Below are 18,351 nucleotides of genomic sequence, written 5' to 3'. Positions count from 1 at the left end.
TTATGAGTTTTTATAAAGCACATTTAGGAGTACTTGCGGCAAGAAAACAACCGTTACAGGTATTTGAAAATTCCGTATTGACAGACGGAGGGACATATAATAAAGCGCTTTTCTTATCCGAATACGCCTCGTTGCCAGATCTAGCAAAAATTGGGAATACCGCCACTTTGGTATCTGGAGCTTATAAAACAAGCAAAATTTACGGCATTAACCCAGCAACGGGAATACCTGTTCCGTTCACGTACTCAAGACCGGGAACCGCTACGTATATCGACAAAGATGGAATCATGCAGATTGCCACAGCGAACATGCCGCGGTTAGATTATGATCCGGTAACAAAATTATTAAGAGGTTATCTTCTGGAAAAATCCACAACTAACCTAGCTCTATACTCTCATCAGTTTGATAACGGTGTTTGGCTTAAGAACGAGCAAGCTGTAGCATGGCAGTCCCCTGGATCTCCGCCGGTATTGACGTATAATTATGCTGCATCTCTGGACGGGACAATGAACGCTACAAGAATACAGCTTAACTCTGCATTAACTGGTAGGTCTGGTATTTCACAAAACATCACTATCGTTTCGGGGTTAGCCTATGTTTCGACATGCTACGTAAAGCCTCTTGATGGGACTACCATGGAAACTATAAGGGTAAGAGGCGAATTTGGCGGCATTTTAACTGGAGGAAATGTCACTAGAACCGTGACGGACGCCGGCAATGGCTGGTTTAAGGTGGTGTCTACTAGTGTAGCCTCTTCCAATTTTGGATCTTTTAGATTCCAGATGATCGGGAACGGAACGGTAGCCGCTACGATAGACTGTTTAATCTGGGGTGTTCAGGTTGAGGTAGGTAGTTACCCTACATCATACCTGCCCACTTCTGGCAGCCAAGTTTCAAGACCAATAGACTCACTATATTCCGTTAACGATCTTCTATTGTATTCAGAAGCGAGTGTATTTACAGATTTTCAGATGGTAAAATCTGACTCCCTGAATTTGGACGCATTATTTAGAGCAGGTAGTAGCGCCGGATATTTTGTTACATGGAGACAGAGCGGCGGACAAATAGCAATGACGTCAAGCGGGGCGGCCGTTACTTCATTTACTTCTTTCAATGGTTCAAGGGCTAAAACTATATCATCATTCGGATTAACGCAAATGAGATTAGCGCTTAACGGATCCGCAATAGCAAAAGTTAACTATAACGGGATTTTCGGATCGGGAGCAGGTGTTATTGGTTTTGCTTCCGGAGGAGCCCTAGTGTCCATGTCCGTTAAAGCCGTATCGATTTTGCCAAGACAATTAACAGATGTCGAACACACCACAATAACAGCATAATGAAAGATCTATACCTAAGGACAACAAACATTCAAGCTCTAAAGCTATTTCTTTGCGAAAACGGCATAGACCTGGAGTCTGAATACCTGCAGAACAATCAATTTATTTTAGAATGGATCGGCAAAGTGCCAAAAACAAAAAATCCTGAGACAGGGGAAGTATTAACCTGGTTCACTGGCCAACGTTTCAACGTTAGATTAATCGACGAGAATTGCACATTATTTGACGGATTTACTAACCTAAATCCCGAAACACCTTATAGAACCTTTTCGTAATGGCAGAGATTGTAATTTTAAGTTTACCAGTTGCAAAAGCCTGGTTAAGAATGGATCCTACTTATGATCTAGAGGACGCCTTACTAACGAGCCTTATTGATGCTGCGGTTAGGCAATGCGAGAAATACACAGGCTTAACCTTTGGCTTGAAATCCCTTAGAGCATATACGGATAAGTCAGTATATGAAATGACCGGTACGCCCGTTTTCGATATCACAAGCATTAAGGATCTATCTGGAAACAATGTAACCTATCAACGAAAAGGATTCCAACATCCTACTCTCTATTTCGGTAGTTGTGAGGATAAAGTAATAACTTATGTAGCTGGTTACGGCAACAACCTACCGGAAGATTTAAGAACAGCCGTAAAGATGACAATGGCAACAATGTACGAGAACCGGGAAAACTTTGTGATCGCTTCTCGTGGCGACTCATTAATCCAGTTGCCAACCGGGGCTACGGATCTAATGCGTCCTTATAGCAGATCTGGAGGATTATTTATATGAGGGCTGGCGGAAACACTGGACATATAGAAATCATGTACCAGACATCAATAAAAGATGCTGGAGGCGGACAGATGCCAGGCGGACAAGCTTTGTATTGGGCTACATCCGTTCGTGTATATACCATTAAAAACAAAAGGGACGCAGAAAGCTACACCACCAATCTGGAGGAGCCTAAAGAGTTTGTTATGCGATACAGGCCGGATAAGACTGTCCAAAAGAATATGATTGTTAAATATCTAAATACTGAGTACACAATCCAAAGCATAACCAATACGGATGACCGGAATCGTGAGTTAGTTTTAGTTTGCTTAACGCTGAAATGATAACCGGCCTAGACAAATGTATCTCCAGCCTGACAACTAAGTTTGTAAGGATAGAGAATGCTATCTCCTCTGAAATATTGGATACCGGCGAAGCTATAAGAAGAGACGCCGCTCGTAACGCCTCCGCTATTGGTTTCTTTGATTCCTACGGAAATTGGGTAGAGCTTAATGGAGATATTAAAGGTATGGGTATTCAAGGTGGTGACGGCTACCGTATTTGGGTAGACGCCGGTAAAATGGGCGCTTATATTGAGTTTGGCACTGGAGAGTATGCTAAAGAGACATTATCGGCCTACAATAAAGAGTGGCGGGATATGGCTTATGAGTTTTTTATCAATGGAGAGGGAAAGCTACCAGCGCGGCCGTATATGTACCCCGCCTGGGTAAAAAATACAACCGGTCTAATGGATCGGCTTAGAAAAAGAATGAGGAGACCTTACTAATGGATTTAAAAGATATTGCTTTCGCACTGAGAGCCGCCTACATGGCAAAATTAGATAACGTGCTAGTTGTTGACTCAAAACTGGTTCCAGTCTATGATACGTTTGTTCCGAATGATGCTCCGTCCTATTTTGTGGTAATTAAGGATCATAACGAAGCAGACAACAGCACAAAGCAGGGATTCAATACCGACGTGCATATCACATTCGATATTGTTTCAAGGTTTCCGCCTGGGACTGGTAGCTCTGCTCCTGTTGATAGCGTGTCTAACCAGCTAAACAGCATCATTGTTGCTGGAGATCCAGCTAATAGAATCAGCCTGCTACCAGATTTCAATATAATGAACGCAGTACGCACCCTTTCCAGGCCAATTACAGAGGAAAGCAAAGTCAAAAACATATTTAGAAAGGTCAACATCTACAAGCACGAAATACAACAGCTTACGTAAAGATTAATCAACATATCAATTATTTAAATTATTTTTTTGCCTACAAAGCAGTATATCTAATTTAGCAGTCAAGTTTAAAAGTAAAAGATAAAGGAGGAGAAGGAATTATGGCTGGAGAAGCTTTTAAAAACGGTACAGATGTTATTCTGTTCGCGAAAATCGGTACTACACCCGCCTGGGTGCCGTTAGCTTGTTTAAAAACAAACTCATGGGACGGCTCTACCGCTTCTATTGACACTACTACTAAATGTTCAGGCAAAGAGGACACATCTATGGCCGGATCAAAAAGTTCAAGTTTCAAAGGGGATGGGAATGCTATCAACGAAACCGGAACACCTACACAAGCATCATTCAAAACCCTGTCCGGGTTGTGGCAATTAGGAACAACGTTTCCTATGAAGATGGTAGGCGTAAATGATGCTACTGATATCGTTCGTGGTGACGTTTGGATCAGCGCGCTAAGTAAAGGAGCCGACCACAATACGGCGGTGACTTTTAGTGCTACATTCCAGGTAACCGGTGGTGTGTTATTCACTGTAGAAGCGTAATTGTATGAACGGTAGAATTACAATCGAATTAGGAGGGGTATTAACCCCTCTTACTTTCGGAATGCTTGCTATTGAAGAGTTTGGAAACAGGCAGGCTAACGGCGGTATTGGCTGGAGCAAGCTTATAACAGACCTTATTTATTCTGGATACTGCAATGATGAAATTGTAGAAGGATACAACCCGCGCAAATCTTACCGCGAAATAGCCGAAAGCGTAGGCGAACTAATCTCCGTGAGAAGCTCTGTTCTGGGTGACGTCTATAAATGCTTTGAAGAAAGTAAGGCGGGAGAGCAATTAGTATCCATTGTAAAAAAAAAGGTAGAGGTACAGCCAGAAAAACCAAAACAGAAAAAGAAACGAACTGGGACGACGTTAAAAGATTCGCCTTTGGAGAGCTAAACCTAAAACCAAAGGAATATTATGCCCTGACGCACAAGGAATATAACTTGATGTGTGAGGGCTTTTTTAGTAAGGATGCGCGCGAATGGAAACGCATTCGGTCATTAGGATGGGTGATCCTTTGCGGATACGCAGATCCTCAAAAAGCACCCGAAAGCATGCTTGATTGGTGGCCAATGGAGGGTGATGTTAAGCCTAAACCAGAATCAAAAAGAATTACGAAAAAGAGAGCGGCCGTACTTGCAAAAGCTATTGCCGCTGAATTAGAGAGGGGGAGATAAGTGAGTGATGCTTTATTAACGCTGGAAGTCCAGGCAAAAATGGATTCCCTTGCAGTCGGACTGAAAAAGGGAGAAAGTGATATTACCCATTTCGTAAACGCCAGTAATACCGGCCTTAAGGATCTGGAAGAAACATTTAAGCGTCTCGGAATTACAATGTCCGACACCAAGAGCACAAAAGCGCTAAGCGCCGCGTCGAAACAAATGTCCGCCGATACCAGGCAAGCGACATTAGATCTTAAAAGCCAACGTTTAGAGACCGAGCGTCAGAAAACGGAAACCGAAAAGGCTAGATCGGCTACAGAAAGACAGAGGGCTGCTTTAGCGGCTAGCAGAACCGAGCTAGCGGCGCACAGAGTTGCTACCGCTCAAAATAGAACTACCATAAAGGCTGCGTCCGACAGCTACGATGAGGCGCGGATCAGAATGGCTGCGTTAGGCAGGGAGATACGTGCGGCTGGTGGAGTAATGAATGCGACAAATCCAGCTATTGAGTCAATGATTCGGGAATACAACGAATTAAACGACAAACTCAAACAGGTTGACGCTACAATGGGCAATCACCAGCGAAACGTTGGTGATTACGCTGGCGCTTTAGGTGGGGCTGCAAGAACATTGGCGGGAATGGCTGCGGGGTATTTATCTGCTAGCGCATTACTACAAGCGGCATTTGATACGGCATTAAAAACCGACGGGATCAAAACATCCCTGGAGTTTACATTCCAGAGTGTAGATGTTGCAAAGGAGAAAATGGACGGGCTCCATAAAACAGCCAATCGCTTAGGATTGGAGTACATTGGACTTGCTGACGCTTACAGATCATTTGCGGGCGCTGCTATTGCTTCAAACTTTTCATTAAAAGAGACGGATAGAGTTTTTAATGCTGTAGCTAACGCTGGAGCAAAACTAAAGCTTTCCAATGAACAGGTTTCTGGCGCGCTGACTGCATTACAGCAAATGATTTCCAAAGGTAATGTACAAGCGGAAGAGCTGAGAGGCCAATTAGGTGAGCGTTTACCTGGTGCGTTTGCTATCGCTGCCCGTGCTATGGGTGTAACTCAACAGGAATTAGGAAAGCTCCTTCAGGACGGGAAAGTTCTTGCATCTGATTTACTGCCAAAGTTAGCGGACGAACTAGATAAGACTTTCGGAAATGATCAAAACGAGATTGTAGAGTCTTTAGGCGGATCAGTTAACCGAGTTAAAAACGCTTTTACCGAAATGGTAGAAACTAAAGGCGCTATTAGCGCTTTCTTTACCGTTGTTGTTGACGGAGCTGCTAAAGCTGTTGAATCTGTAGGGCTATTGAGTAAAGCCTTGGGAATATTCTATGAGCTGGCGACGGATCCAAAAAAGCTAATTGGAGACAGCGCCAGACAATCCAGATCTGAGGGCTACGAGAAGGTAAAAAAGAACGCCGCTCAATCTGCGGGATCAATCTTCAAAAATAACCCAGAACAAAGCGACGTAGCTAAACAGATCAATCACGAGATAGATCTAATGACCAATCTGGAAGCAAGGTACAAAGCCGCGACGGCTGCTTATGCCGAAAAGCGCGTAGGAGATCGAAGTCTGGCGGACACCCAAAAATTACAGGAGACAGAGACGATGTTACAGTTTCAAATACTCCTGGTTAAAAACTTGAAAACTCAGTATGATAAAACCTATAACGCCGCTGTAGTTCCCGCTAAAGTGCTGGACTCTATTGCTGCGATCAGAAAGGAAATCACTGAACTATCTAAACAATCTGGATCTGCGATAAAAGGTAGCGACGTCTATAATAAAATAATGGCGCTCAAAGCACAGCTAAAGGATTTACTGGGCGCGCCGAAAAAAGATAAAAGCTATGAAACGCAATTTGAATCAGTCGCCAAACAATTAACCGAGTTCCACAATAAAGCCAATATTGTAACAAAAGAGGGTTTAGCAAAAGATCTACAGGCGTGGGACGATCAGTATAATAAAATCAAGGCGGTAATTGACAAGCTGCCTGCTGGAGATAAAAAAACACAGGCTACACAAACACTTCAAACCAATTATACTGAAGGATCTACGGCTATTCTCGACGCGAATACCGCAAAGATTAAAGAAGCGATCAACAAACGTCAAACTGAAATATCTAGCCTTGAACTTGCAGGATCCGCTAAGGAAATCGCAACCATTACCGCGGGGTATGACGAACAAGTTAGGCTAGCACAGGGTAACGCTGCGGCAATCGCGCTAATTAGGCAACAACAAGGCGTAGAAGTAGCTAAAGTGACGGCAGCACAAGCCGCTAACGACGTTAATGTAATTGCTGCTCAACTTGCAGAAGTAGCCAGAGAATACCGAGAACATCAGGCGGATATTTTCATGAACACCAAAATGGGTAGTCCGCTGGCTGCGGAAATTGACGCGAACGAGATAGCGATTAAAAAGCTAAAGGAACAGTACAAAAACAAACAGGTTGACTATAAGAATTATCAAGATCAGATGGCCGGACTTGTAAAAAACGGTGATGTACTGCATGCTCTTGACAATTTCAACAAACAAGCTGTAGACCTTTTAAATCAAGGGGTCGGCGACATGATAAGCGGCACGGCGGATTTGTTGGGCGGGCTAATATCTGGCGTTTCAGGCGTCGAGGACTTCGGTTCTATGTTGCTTGGTGCTATCGGGAATATAGCGTCTCAATTAGGTAAGGCCGCTATAGGGATTGGAGTGGCTATGTTGGGAATAAAAAGCGCATTTACCAATCCATTTACCGCAATAGCTGCCGGAGCTGCGCTTCTTGCATTAGGAGGGTACATAAAAGGCACTGTATCAAAAATGACTGGCGGGGATGCTGCTGGAGTTGCAGATTCCGGCAGCAAGTTTGGGGTACCCCATTTCGCAAACGGCGGTATTGTTTCCGCTCCTACCCTGGCTATGGTTGGTGAATATTCAAACGCTAAACATGATCCGGAGGTCATAAGCCCACTTAGCAAACTAAAAAGCATGATAGGTGATAGATCTGGAGGCGACACCTATGTTGTGTCAAACAAAATTTCAATGGGAGAGCTAGTTATTGCTATCGAAAGACAAAAAAGAAACAACAATAGGACTTAGATCTCTCCGAATACTAAAGGCATGGAAAATAAAAGCGCTGCGTTTTCCATGCTTTTAAACGCTAACTTATATCCAGAAATATTTCTAAATTTTATCTGTTCGTAATTGTCTGGATCCTTTACCCCTCCGATAGAAAGTTCTATCCCGGTTTTAAATTGACCCTGTATCACGATTTGGTGATCTGTAGCCCTAATATTTAAAAAATAAAGATATGTTGATTTGTTTATTTTTCTGGGTTGCGTTTTTAGAGTCTTAAAATCTGCGTCCTTCTGCTCAATGTAAAATCCATTATCTAGTAACGTTTTCGCGGCGACCTCGTAATTCTCTGCCGCACTCTTGTCGTTTTTAATATAAATAACATTTGTTCCTTTCACTGGCTTAGCCTCTGGCTGTTGAGATTTCGAAAAAATGGGCAAAAGCGACAATAGGAGTAGCATTAAAGTTTTCATAATCAAACATACCTAATTATTTACTTATCGAAATTATTTTTTTTGCTTCGTAGGTAAGTAAATACCTTTATCACTGATAAGTGAGGGAGGAGCTAATAAGTGGGGTATAACGTTAAATACAGGTTAGATTTTTGCAATTTTTACGGGAACAAATGCCGCATTGATATCCTTAAAAAGGATTATATCGGACAGATCATTCCTTATTCAGCCGGAGCGGAGCCGCTCGAAATTACAGTAGTTAATGAGGCTGACGAAAAGTTCACTCAAATTACCGGCAGCGAGGCTAAAATATCAATCTTAACATCTGATACGTTTTCTTTACAAAGCTTTTATTCAGAAGACGAACAAGCACACCAAGTACGGTATTATACTTTAAAGTTAGATACCGATGCTTATACTGATTCGCTGCGGTGGGCTGGATACCTATTACCGGATAGCGCTAATGAACCGTTTATGGTTGCGCCGTTTGAGTCTACTTTGCAGGCCAAAGACGTTCTCGGAACTCTTAAAACTGTCCCATTTGCTGGAATCGGAGGAATATTAATCCAAAAAGTTGACAGCCTTAAAAACATCTTAGCCTTTTGCCTGGGTAAAACAGGATTGGATCTTGATTTCTGGACCGGAGTAAACACGTACGAAACCAATATGCCTAGCGGGTTAGCTGACGATCCGCTGGCGCTTACTTTCATCGACACAAATAGATATATCGACACCAACGGCAAGCCGTACAGCTGTTTTGATGTTTTACAGGATATTTGCAATAATTTCTCCGCAAACCTCAAACAGTCTAACGGAGCGTGGTGGTTCGTAGATATTACGCAGTTATCTAAAGCTAACTACAATGCACGCCGCTATAATGCTGCGGGTGAGTATGTGTCAAGAGCCACAATAGCCAATAATAAATTAGCCGGATTAGGTAAGGAGCTGGAATTAGTAGGTAGGGATCATAACACCTATAATATTTTAGCTTTAAAATCTGTAACCACCTATTACCAATACGGCTATTTAAGCAACAAACTGGCTAATGGATCCTTCGACGAAATTTGGACGGATAGCGTTCATGCAAGTCCTTTTAAGCACTGGACTGTTTCTAATGGTCTGGCGGTAGGCAGAGGTCAAAAAAGCGTTACCCTTCCAACAGGAACTATTCTGATTGACGATTACTACGCGAAAATCGCAAACAAAGATCTTTCTAAAAGATTGGTTTCAGAGCCAATATCCATTCTTAAAACAAACACCTTTGGTGTATCTATAGATTTAGTACTTGTAGGGGATCTAAATGTGCCTAAGAGCGGTCTGCCTGTTGATAACATTTTCGCCTTGGAGCTTTATGCCGACGGCAAACCTAAACACACCTGGAACGGAAGTAGCTGGACAACTGAAGATTTAACATTCTATAGTAGAAATCAATGGAGCAAAGGAACAGATGTTAATAAAACCATAAATTTCAGTGTAGCGCAAACGCCACATGATGGATCTATAGTTTTCAGTATTATTGGTGCGTACGTTGCTGAAGCTACTTTTGGGTATCCTATAATACCGATGTACTTTGATAATGTCAATATACAGGCAGACGAAAACAAATATTACAAGTCGCCAATAGGAAACGTAACGGAGCTTACCCAGTCCGGCGCATACTCCTCTATACCGGATCCAACTGTTTTGCTTTTTGGAGACGACATAAACAGAGAGCGCACCAGCTGGATGCGTTTGTCTGACGGATCCCCTACCCAGCTTTGGTATAGATTCGGTAAAACAGAAGCGTTAAAGCTTCAGTTTATTGCAGCAAAAAACAAGCTTAACCAGCATCAAAAGACCTCTATCCTATTCGAGGGTAGTATAATGGGGGTATTTAGCCCTATGGATACCATAAATATCCAAATGATAGACGCTAAGTTCTTTATGATTGGCGGAACGTTCCGGGCAAAAGCAGCAACGGCAATAGTAAAACTAGCTCAACTATTCACTACGGAATTAACGGATTCAGAAATTACCTCCAGATCTTTCGAGGATTTCGGAGACTTTAAAGATAAAGAAGGGAATGCACTAGGCTCTTCTTCTGGAATCACTGTACCACCAAGTAACGGAAACGGAACCGGCGGCGGAGCTGTAGATCCAAATAGCTTTATTAAAAATCAATCCGTAGTCCAGGAGGGAGCCCAACTAAATATTGCTACAGGACAGTTTAACGACGCCTTAACAATTCCCGGAGCGGCTAGCGTAACTCCAAGCGCCAGACAAATTTATCTGGACGGAGCGGACGGGTACGTAAAGATCTCAGGAAGCAAGCTAAAAGCTGGCAGCGCTGACGATAGTGTTAAATGGGCTAATCATTTATTTGCTGATTACATCAACCAGGCATTACGGACAACAGATGATGTAGTATTTAATTCTATCAGTAAAAACTATGTTAGTGGCTTTACCGGATCCGGTTATAAAATCAACGCTGACGGATCTGCGGAGTTTGACAGCTTGACAGTGCGAAAGGATTTAAATATAAATGTCCTCAATGTTAGAGAGATTACCGGCAACGGCGGAAGCGTCGCAATTACAAATGTTGCAAAGCTTTTCAAAGTTACCGATATGGGATCTTACTGGAAATGCGAGATCAATACGGACGATGGAACTATAGCCGTACAGCTCCGCGCTAATGATATCGTTAGGTGCCAGCGCTGGGACGGCAAAGGATTGAAATATTATACTGCTGCGGTAAGCTCAATTACCACAGGATCGTTCAATTTAACTAAGTCATCAAAAACCGGATCCGGTATCCCGTCGGCCGGTGACAGTGTGTTCCAGTTCGGCAATACTACTGATACAGCCAGACAAGGGTTAATATATTTAACAAATAGTGACGAGGGGGCGCCGTACATTGATATCCTGGATGGTGTTACCTCCGAAAGTCTAACCGGTAAAACAAAAGTTCGTCTAGGCAAACTTAGTGGAATTACTGACGCTGATTTGGGAACATTGGACGGATACGGTATTTATGCAGAACGGGCATTCATAAAAGGTAAGATAGTTGTAACCGGCGGCAACGCTGAAACGCTAGCCGGATCCCAGGCAAAAGCTAATGCAGCACAAAGCGCCGCTATCGCTACGGCATCTACCGATGCGCAGAATAAAGCGAATAACGCTCAATCGAACGCAATATCCTCCTCGAACTCATTCGCCTCTACAGCGGCTAATAACGCGCAGTCTACAGCTATTACCTCTGCCAACGCTTATGCCGCTTCTATAGCGCAGAGTAAAGCAGATGCAGCGCAGACTAATGCAGTCGCTACCGCTTCTAGTGACGCACAGGCTAAAGCAAACGCCGCCTACGGTAATGCTGTAGCCGCTTCAAACGCTTATGCCGTTACGGTAGCCAACTCCGCCTCCAGCGCTGCCCAGATTGCTGCGGCTGCGGATGCTAGCAATAAAGCGAATGCAGCGTATAGTAACGCCGTTGGTGCTGCAAATACAGCGTATAATAATCTAACATCCCAGTTAAGAGGAATGGCGTATCGTGATGTTGCTGCGGCCGGGGGAATAGTTACAATTGACAACGGGTCTGTTGTGGCGTTTACAGTAGATGTAGCATACTTAAGAGCCAATGTAATCAACGCCGGGTATATTGAATCTCAAATTGCCAATCTTGGCGGCTGGTCAATTAGCGCGGCCGGAATATCATCTAATTACTACGGAGATTTAACGCAGTTTAAGCAAATAGTACTAAACAAAGATGGAGAAATTAATATGTCTGCTTATTCGTATGGATATAAGTATGATTATAACACCGGGACTTGGGTTTCCGATCCCTTTAATGGTCAACTAATCGCGTCTGTTATCAATCCGAAAGGAATCAACGTTAAATCTGATAATTATGAAGTGGCCACCTTTAGGCAAATGAACAACGACGGTCGTATTGCTTTGCTTGCGGAAGCTCCACCCTCGTCGATTGCCGCTAGACTAATCGGTAAAACTCAAATATTCAACTTACCAAACCGGGATTACCCTAACGACGCCCGTTACTTTAGAAATGTTCAGTTAGCATGGCAGAATTACGAAGGATTAGAATATATAGTCTTCGCCGACATTACCCCATTTTATTACCCTTAATGTAAATAAACAAAGAGCATGAATCAACAAAAAATACAAATCAGTCTCCAGGAGATTGAAGTAAAAGACTTAGAAGAGGTGGTCTATCAGATAGACGATTTAAATACAAAAGTCGGAAACTGGATTTTTACCAACGCTAATACCATTGAGGTAAATGATATATCCAGAATCCTACACAAAGGCGAAGCGGCCACGGTGTCGGAACAGGAACTTTCAGAGATCGCACACATAGTGTCGCAACACATGTATTACAAGCCTTTTGCTAAAAGGCAGATAGATCAATATTTCATTGATAAATTAATCGAATTAAAAGCACTTGAAAACAGAGAAAATGAGGACAACGAACAAACAGGTAGTTAAAAACTACGACACAGACACCTTTAACGGCTGGGCACTCTCTTACGAATACGAGAGTCAAAACAATACACAACCCATCGAAATTAAAGTAGTCGCCACTAAGGGAGCTGGTAGCGTTTATGTTTCAAAGATTAGCGACAGCATGTCGATTAACTTAGGCGGGGGCGCAGATCTTGATACGGCGCTTATCGAAAATATTAAAACGGAGTTTGACGCAATAAAAGCCTCGTTTTCTGAAACAAAATAATCAATATACCGATTATAATAATTAAAATTGTCATTATGTAAGAAGGGCTTACATAATTAAGTGAGAGGGATTAGTGAGATGGAGTTTCCAGAAAAATACAAATGGATGCTTTCGGTGGGTTCGCCTAGATACCTAGTAGAAGCATTCAAATATTACGGCATGACCGAGATTGTCGGCAAAGGCAGTAATTCCACAATAATGGCAATGGCCAAATACATCGGGGTTATCGAATGGTATACCGACGACGATATTCCTTGGTGTGCAATACCCCCCGGTTTTTTCCTGAAGAAAGACGGTTATGCGGTTCCGTCACCTGGCGCAATACTGGCGGCTAAAAGCTTTTTAACATTCGGTAAGAAAATCGAAAAGGGTTTAGAGTGTTACGGCCACATCCTAATTTTTGCCAGACCAGGAGGAAATCACGTTTGCTGGTACGTAGGAGAAAACGAACATGCGTTTCTCTGCTATGGTGGTAATCAATCTAACAAAATGGGATTTGCCTGGATAGATAAAGCCAGATTGATAGGTTGTCGTGAGCCTATTTGGAAAATCGGAAAACCGGATTCCGTAAAGAAGATCTATTTAACAGAAACCGGGGAATTATCAAAAAACGAGCAATAAGCCAATGGAAGAAACAAAAGCAGGCTGGGCGGACAGATTATTCAACTGGTTCAGTAAAGACGTAAAAACAACAGGCCTGGTACTGCTGACTTTATCAACTGTATATTTTATGCGAAAGGCCGATCAAAAGGCTATAGAAAACGATGTTCTGAGAGACAGGATTATCGCTACCGTTACAAAACAGGTAGAAGCAAGAACGGCGCCCGCTATTGACGAAATCAAAAGACAGGTCGATACGATCAAGCTAACAAGTGACAGCTCCAGGGTAGATGTTAAAAACGCTACCAGCGGAGTCCAGAAAGCAACTAACATCATTATTAACCACTTCAAAACCAAGTAACATGAAAAAACTACTTTTAATCTTACCGGCTATGCTGCTGTTTAGCTCTGCTGTTCCATTTTCGATAGAACCTAAGCGGTCTATTTCAAGAGACGATTTTATTGTAAAGTCCAAAGAAGACAAGAAAGCTTATGACAGTTTAAACTTAGTCGCTACGGAACTGGCTTCTGATTCCGTCTTAGGATTATTAAATAAATCTGTCAATCCATGAGAAGGGTAATATTACTTTTTGCTGCGGTTACTATGTTCAGTAGCTGCGGCATATTTAGCAAAGTGTTTAAACACAAGACCAGCGAAAGTATTTTAGAGGAGTCGAACTATTCGGAAAAAAAAGATAGCGCCGTCTTTAATTCGGATCGTTCAAAAATTGTTATTACAGAAACCCTGGACACCACGATCACTACGCCAGAACGCAAAGGTGCGGTTAAGGCAAAGTTAGATTTAGCGGCGCTGCAATTAGGACTCCAGATTTACGATGATGAGTTTATAACGCTGAATCAAATCTACAATCCAGTCGATTCGACACTCAAAACAAGTTACACGATTAAGCCTGCTAACGTGCTAGTTCCAAAAACTAGACGAACCGAAATAGATAACGATAAAAAATCGTCCGCTAAAATAGGTTCAGAAAATAAAGGCTCCGCCAAGACAGAACAGAAAAAGGCCGATGTCATAGTAGAGAGAAAGCCCGACTACACTGTAGTTATCATTGTGGTTGTTTTGGTGCTTTTATTTGTGTTTTTGATGTTCGGCCGGAGCTGGGCAAATTTGTTGAAAAATAACTTTATTAAAAATTAGCTTTATAAAAGCTTTATAAAAACATACCAATATTTAGTTAACCTACTGATTTAATGATATATTATAAAGGATTGAAAATCCTTGTGTCGGCGGTTCGATCCCGTCCCGCACCACAGTAAAGAGGGAAGGCTTAATCAAGTTTTCCCTTTTTTATTTTTCAAACAGACTCATCTTGACCCCAAGGCAGTGGGTCGATATGAAACCCGGACTCCTTCACAAAGTGTCAAATTCCAAAACATTTTGTTCCTTCCTTTAAAAAACCTAATTTTAAGACGTCCTGTTTAGGAAAATGTTATAAATCCTTTTAATACCTAAATTAATGTTCTCAACAAAAATTACACTTGTCAAATGCATTTGCGCAGTAATCCTCATACTCAACTGCTATGCATGCCAAAAAGACAACGAAATTCCTGCGGAAGAACCGCGCTTTTTTTCCCCTTCTAATCTTAAAGCAATTGTCTTTACCGACTCAATAATTAGGGTTAGCTGGAAGGACAATAGCAATGTAGAGACGTCTTTTCAAATTCAACGTAAATTTGGTACTGAAGCATTCAAACTCATAAAAGAAACCCGCCCGAATGACACTACCTTTCTTGATTCTGCTGTCGCACCCAACATGCTTTACACCTACCGTGTGCGCGCTATCGGGAAGGTTGCAGAAACATCTTTTTCTGATGAAGTTTCAGTTAAACTTGATCTTCCTATACCAAGCCTAACCGCAACTGTTGTTGATGATACTGAGGTACGATTGACCTGGACCGACAACTCCTCACTCGAATCAGGATTCGTCTTGGAACGTAGCACTAATGGTCAGCCATTCATAACCATTGCAGAACCCAGCAAAAATATTCAGTCATATTCAGATAAAACTACTGCTATTAATACTAACTATAGCTACAGAATAAGGGCTAGAAGCAAGTCTACGATAACTGATTATTCGAACGTGGTAGCAGCAAAGATAAACTTCCAAGCACCCCTGTTAAACTTTGCATTGAATGATGGCACCACGCTCAATCTTTCGTGGGTTGATAATTCGCAATTCGAGTCAGGGTATGTAATTGAGCAGTCGGTCAACGGGGGAGAGTTTAAGGAATTGGACAGAGTCAATCCCCAAACCACTTCATACATCGTCGAAAACCTTCAAACAACAAAGAAATATGCTTTTAAAATAAAAGCATATTCTGCAAAAAATTATAGCCCTTATTCTAATACAAAGCAAACTTTTTACAATGATAAAAGATATGTGAGCAGCGAATCTTACATGGGTGAGAATGCCGCAGACGGACAAGTAGCACTGTCCCCATCCGGAAATCTTATAGCTACGACAAGCTACTTTTCAGAAAATGTTATAATAAGCAACCGGTCAAATCGCACCACTAATCGCCTCGTTACGGGGCATAAAGAAGGCGGTTACAGCGTCAAATTTTCTTCTGATAATGCTTTTTTGCTTGTCAGCGGCGCTAAAGAGGGTAACATAGAAATCTATAACACAAGCACACTTACATTAAATAAGTCCATACCGACGGGAATGTCGGCAATTTATAGCCTTAACTTCAATAAAACTGGTACCCTACTAGCAGTAGGTGGAACAGGAGGCAGCAAGATCTTAGTCTATAGCTTCCCATCAATGACGGTAAAATACACTTTGACTACCGACAATCATAATGTACGTGATCTTTTATTCTATGACAACGACTCAAAGCTCATCTCATCTGGAAATGACAATAAAATTCAAATTTGGAATCTCAATGCTTCAACAGTAGAAACCACATTGACAGGTCACAATGGTCACATCGGAAGTGTTGACCTTAACTCAAACTCATCCATATTAGTAAGCGGCAGTTACGAGAGCGAAGATAAAACAATAAGGCTTTGGAATCCAATCGGCGGTCTAATCCGAACCATCCCGAACACAGCAAGTATTACATCAGTTTTTATCGGCGCAGAAGATATAATCTATTTTACAGATGCAGACGGCTATCTCCGAATTGTAGATAAATTTGGAACTAAATTATTTGAAACAGCTGTAGGAAACATGATACATTTTGCCGATTTCGACAAAACAAATAAGATCTTGGTCACATATAGCGCAAATGGCAAAACAAATGTATTCCAGAATACGCCTATTTGGATGGAATATTAGCAAGACATCAGCATCGAATACTGTCGCCATCCCCATTACTCGAGTTGAACTTGTGTTGGATTCCATTATTTCCAATTACCTTTCTATATTATCTGGAAGCCTAGCTGAGAACTATAAATAAGATAGAATTAAACAAGCATTCTCGATTATTGGTGGCTTATCGCTTGCTCATCGATCACAACCTCGTAACATACCAGAATATTCTGGTTAGGCTGTATTTTTACAGACATTTCTATTTAAAACCCTTCTAAATTCAAAATAATATGCATGCATAACAAATTCTTTTGTAAGATTTGTTTTAACTTAGCAATACTATAAAGATAATCTAACCAATGGTATCACAAATTCTATTTATAGCCCTTACTATTGCTGCAATTGCTTTTTTTAGCCTAAACGTTAAAAAAGTAATCCGTAATATTAAAATTGGCAAACCTGCCGATCGCTTCGACCAACCACAAAAAAGGCTTCTTACCATGATTAAGGTTGCCTTGGGTCAAACCAAAATGGTAGTTAGACCTATTCCAGCATTCCTACATTTCATTGTTTACATTGGCTTTGTAATCATCAATATTGAAGTACTGGAAATCATGATCGATGGTATCTTCGGTACCCATCGCATTTTTGGTGGTCTTGGCAGCCTCTACAACTTCCTGATAGGGTCTTTCGAGATTCTTGCGTTAGGTGTATGGCTGAGTTGTGCCGTATTCTTGATTCGCAGAAATATCCTCAACCTGAAAAGATTTAAGGGCATAGAAATGACGAAATGGCCAAAATCTGACGCCAATTATATTCTGATCACCGAAATCCTGCTCATGTCTGCCTTTCTATTGATGAATGCTGCAGACGCCAAATTGCAAACCATGGGTGTGGGACACTATATTACTGCTGGAGCATTTCCTGTCAGTAATTTACTTCAAAACCTATTACCCAACTCAGAAACATCGTTAGTTGTGTTAGAAAGAGGCTGTTGGTGGTTCCATATCATCGGCATCCTGGCCTTTTTAAACTACCTGCCCTATTCTAAACATTTCCATATCCTCTTTGCTTTTCCTAACACCTATTTTTCCAATCTGGAGCCTAAAGGTGAGTTCACCAATATGAAAAGCGTAACCAACGAGGTAAAAGCAATGCTTGATCCTTCATTCACCCCGGAAGAAGCGGAAGCAGGAAGATTTGGGGCCAAAGATGTAAACGACCTCAGCTGGGTAAACCTGATGAATGCTTATACATGCACAGAATGCGGCCGCTGTACTTCCGTATGCCCGGCAAACATGACTGGCAAACTGCTTTCTCCACGTAAGATCATGATGGATACCCGCGACAGGCTTACAGAAGTTGGAAAAAACATTGACAAGTCAGGAAATGGATTCGATGATGGCAAATCCCTGATCGACACCTATATTAGTCGTGAAGAGATCTGGGCTTGCACAAGCTGCAACGCATGTACTGAAGCTTGCCCTATAAATATCGATCCACTGGCTATTATTGTGGAACTTCGCAGATTCGCTGTGATGGAAGAGTCGCAAGCGCCTGCAAGTATCAATGCCATGCTCGGAAACATCGAAAACAATGGTGCTCCTTGGAAGTATGCTCCGGCCGACAGGCTCAATTGGGCAAAAGAAAATTAATCAAAATCGCAATCCATATAC

General features: G+C 42.0%; 20 protein-coding genes. 19 read left to right on the top strand and 1 reads right to left on the bottom strand.

Going from position 1 to position 18,351, the window contains the following annotated elements; translation table 11 throughout:
* Positions 1-2: 2 nt before the first annotated feature.
* The 10 genes from CLV32_RS14545 to CLV32_RS14500 all read left to right on the top strand — a co-directional run bounded on the left by CLV32_RS14545 (position 3) and on the right by CLV32_RS14500 (position 7,646).
* The gene (locus tag CLV32_RS14545; RefSeq protein WP_133556758.1) at positions 3-1,337 is read left to right on the top strand and encodes a phage head spike fiber domain-containing protein; all 1,335 of its coding nucleotides are present in this window, start codon (positions 3-5) and stop codon (positions 1,335-1,337) included.
* Positions 1,337-1,612, top strand: a complete 276-nt coding sequence (locus CLV32_RS14540; protein ID WP_133556756.1) for a hypothetical protein — start codon at positions 1,337-1,339, stop codon at positions 1,610-1,612. Before CLV32_RS14545 ends, CLV32_RS14540 begins: the two co-directional genes overlap by 1 nt.
* Positions 1,612-2,118 carry a head-tail connector protein gene (locus CLV32_RS14535; RefSeq protein ID WP_133556754.1) on the top strand — a complete coding sequence of 169 codons (507 nt, stop codon included), beginning with the start codon at positions 1,612-1,614 and terminating at the stop codon, positions 2,116-2,118. The genes CLV32_RS14540 and CLV32_RS14535 overlap by 1 nt, the downstream gene beginning before the upstream one ends.
* A 32-nt stretch (positions 2,119-2,150) precedes the next feature.
* Positions 2,151-2,441 (top strand): phage head completion protein, encoded by a 291-nt coding sequence (locus CLV32_RS14530; RefSeq protein ID WP_166641947.1) that lies wholly within the window; start codon positions 2,151-2,153, stop codon positions 2,439-2,441.
* Positions 2,438-2,884 carry a hypothetical protein gene (locus CLV32_RS14525; protein ID WP_133556750.1) on the top strand — a complete coding sequence of 149 codons (447 nt, stop codon included), beginning with the start codon at positions 2,438-2,440 and terminating at the stop codon, positions 2,882-2,884. The genes CLV32_RS14530 and CLV32_RS14525 overlap by 4 nt, the downstream gene beginning before the upstream one ends.
* Positions 2,884-3,330: a hypothetical protein gene (locus CLV32_RS14520; RefSeq protein WP_133556748.1), complete on the top strand. Its 447-nt coding sequence runs from the start codon at positions 2,884-2,886 to the stop codon at positions 3,328-3,330. The genes CLV32_RS14525 and CLV32_RS14520 overlap by 1 nt, the downstream gene beginning before the upstream one ends.
* A 107-nt stretch (positions 3,331-3,437) precedes the next feature.
* A complete protein-coding gene (locus tag CLV32_RS14515) occupies positions 3,438-3,878 on the top strand; it encodes a phage tail tube protein (protein WP_133556746.1) in 441 nt (146 codons plus the stop codon).
* A gap of 4 nt (positions 3,879-3,882) precedes the next feature.
* Positions 3,883-4,278 (top strand): hypothetical protein, encoded by a 396-nt coding sequence (locus tag CLV32_RS14510; RefSeq protein WP_133556744.1) that lies wholly within the window; start codon positions 3,883-3,885, stop codon positions 4,276-4,278.
* 50 nt (positions 4,279-4,328) lie between these two features.
* Complete coding sequence (locus tag CLV32_RS23350; RefSeq protein ID WP_243732323.1) at positions 4,329-4,559, top strand: hypothetical protein; 231 nt, start codon at positions 4,329-4,331, stop codon at positions 4,557-4,559.
* Positions 4,560-7,646, top strand: coding sequence for a tape measure protein (locus CLV32_RS14500; protein WP_133556740.1), 3,087 nt, complete (start codon positions 4,560-4,562; stop codon positions 7,644-7,646).
* On the opposite strand, the gene CLV32_RS14495 is transcribed toward CLV32_RS14500, so the two are convergent.
* Positions 7,643-8,095: a hypothetical protein gene (locus CLV32_RS14495; protein WP_133556737.1), complete on the bottom strand. Its 453-nt coding sequence runs from the start codon at positions 8,093-8,095 to the stop codon at positions 7,643-7,645. The two genes, CLV32_RS14500 and CLV32_RS14495, sit on opposite strands and share 4 nt — an antisense overlap.
* Positions 8,096-8,194: 99 nt before the next feature.
* On the opposite strand from CLV32_RS14495, the gene CLV32_RS14490 reads away from it, so the two are divergent.
* The 9 genes from CLV32_RS14490 to CLV32_RS14450 all read left to right on the top strand — a co-directional run bounded on the left by CLV32_RS14490 (position 8,195) and on the right by CLV32_RS14450 (position 18,330).
* Complete coding sequence (locus tag CLV32_RS14490; RefSeq protein ID WP_133556735.1) at positions 8,195-12,196, top strand: hypothetical protein; 4,002 nt, start codon at positions 8,195-8,197, stop codon at positions 12,194-12,196.
* An 18-nt stretch (positions 12,197-12,214) separates the two neighbouring features.
* A complete protein-coding gene (locus tag CLV32_RS14485; protein WP_133556733.1) occupies positions 12,215-12,556 on the top strand; it encodes a hypothetical protein in 342 nt (113 codons plus the stop codon).
* Positions 12,528-12,800 carry a hypothetical protein gene (locus CLV32_RS14480; RefSeq protein WP_133556731.1) on the top strand — a complete coding sequence of 91 codons (273 nt, stop codon included), beginning with the start codon at positions 12,528-12,530 and terminating at the stop codon, positions 12,798-12,800. The genes CLV32_RS14485 and CLV32_RS14480 overlap by 29 nt, the downstream gene beginning before the upstream one ends.
* A gap of 60 nt (positions 12,801-12,860) precedes the next feature.
* A complete protein-coding gene (locus CLV32_RS14475) occupies positions 12,861-13,421 on the top strand; it encodes a TIGR02594 family protein (protein WP_133556729.1) in 561 nt (186 codons plus the stop codon).
* Positions 13,422-13,425: 4 nt separating this feature from the next.
* On the top strand, positions 13,426-13,761 hold the full coding sequence (locus tag CLV32_RS14470) for a hypothetical protein (RefSeq protein WP_133556727.1): 336 nt from the start codon (positions 13,426-13,428) through the stop codon (positions 13,759-13,761).
* A gap of 1 nt (position 13,762) precedes the next feature.
* Positions 13,763-13,972, top strand: coding sequence for a hypothetical protein (locus CLV32_RS14465; RefSeq protein WP_133556725.1), 210 nt, complete (start codon positions 13,763-13,765; stop codon positions 13,970-13,972).
* A complete protein-coding gene (locus CLV32_RS14460; RefSeq protein WP_133556723.1) occupies positions 13,969-14,559 on the top strand; it encodes a hypothetical protein in 591 nt (196 codons plus the stop codon). The genes CLV32_RS14465 and CLV32_RS14460 overlap by 4 nt, the downstream gene beginning before the upstream one ends.
* A 319-nt stretch (positions 14,560-14,878) precedes the next feature.
* On the top strand, positions 14,879-16,702 hold the full coding sequence (locus CLV32_RS14455) for a fibronectin type III domain-containing protein (protein ID WP_133556721.1): 1,824 nt from the start codon (positions 14,879-14,881) through the stop codon (positions 16,700-16,702).
* Positions 16,703-17,034: 332 nt separating this feature from the next.
* Positions 17,035-18,330: a 4Fe-4S dicluster domain-containing protein gene (locus tag CLV32_RS14450; protein WP_133556719.1), complete on the top strand. Its 1,296-nt coding sequence runs from the start codon at positions 17,035-17,037 to the stop codon at positions 18,328-18,330.
* Positions 18,331-18,351: the final 21 nt, after the last annotated feature.

Source organism: Pedobacter duraquae, assembly GCF_004362245.1.
Classification (GTDB): domain Bacteria; phylum Bacteroidota; class Bacteroidia; order Sphingobacteriales; family Sphingobacteriaceae; genus Pedobacter; species Pedobacter duraquae.
Note: the sequence above shows the minus strand (reverse complement) of the source record. Positions and strands in the feature narration are given on the sequence as shown.

Coding starts and splice junctions, on each gene's coding strand:
- CLV32_RS14460 (WP_133556723.1), top strand. CDS start 13,969: ATGAGAAGGGTAATATTACTTTTTGCTGCGGTTACTATGTTCAGTAGC.
- CLV32_RS14450 (WP_133556719.1), top strand. CDS start 17,035: ATGGTATCACAAATTCTATTTATAGCCCTTACTATTGCTGCAATTGCT.
- CLV32_RS14530 (WP_166641947.1), top strand. CDS start 2,151: ATGTACCAGACATCAATAAAAGATGCTGGAGGCGGACAGATGCCAGGC.
- CLV32_RS14480 (WP_133556731.1), top strand. CDS start 12,528: ATGAGGACAACGAACAAACAGGTAGTTAAAAACTACGACACAGACACC.
- CLV32_RS14515 (WP_133556746.1), top strand. CDS start 3,438: ATGGCTGGAGAAGCTTTTAAAAACGGTACAGATGTTATTCTGTTCGCG.
- CLV32_RS14540 (WP_133556756.1), top strand. CDS start 1,337: ATGAAAGATCTATACCTAAGGACAACAAACATTCAAGCTCTAAAGCTA.
- CLV32_RS14470 (WP_133556727.1), top strand. CDS start 13,426: ATGGAAGAAACAAAAGCAGGCTGGGCGGACAGATTATTCAACTGGTTC.
- CLV32_RS14455 (WP_133556721.1), top strand. CDS start 14,879: ATGTTCTCAACAAAAATTACACTTGTCAAATGCATTTGCGCAGTAATC.
- CLV32_RS14510 (WP_133556744.1), top strand. CDS start 3,883: ATGAACGGTAGAATTACAATCGAATTAGGAGGGGTATTAACCCCTCTT.
- CLV32_RS14495 (WP_133556737.1), bottom strand. CDS start 8,095: ATGAAAACTTTAATGCTACTCCTATTGTCGCTTTTGCCCATTTTTTCG.
- CLV32_RS14465 (WP_133556725.1), top strand. CDS start 13,763: ATGAAAAAACTACTTTTAATCTTACCGGCTATGCTGCTGTTTAGCTCT.
- CLV32_RS14485 (WP_133556733.1), top strand. CDS start 12,215: ATGAATCAACAAAAAATACAAATCAGTCTCCAGGAGATTGAAGTAAAA.
- CLV32_RS14525 (WP_133556750.1), top strand. CDS start 2,438: ATGATAACCGGCCTAGACAAATGTATCTCCAGCCTGACAACTAAGTTT.
- CLV32_RS14520 (WP_133556748.1), top strand. CDS start 2,884: ATGGATTTAAAAGATATTGCTTTCGCACTGAGAGCCGCCTACATGGCA.
- CLV32_RS23350 (WP_243732323.1), top strand. CDS start 4,329: ATGTGTGAGGGCTTTTTTAGTAAGGATGCGCGCGAATGGAAACGCATT.
- CLV32_RS14545 (WP_133556758.1), top strand. CDS start 3: ATGAGTTTTTATAAAGCACATTTAGGAGTACTTGCGGCAAGAAAACAA.
- CLV32_RS14535 (WP_133556754.1), top strand. CDS start 1,612: ATGGCAGAGATTGTAATTTTAAGTTTACCAGTTGCAAAAGCCTGGTTA.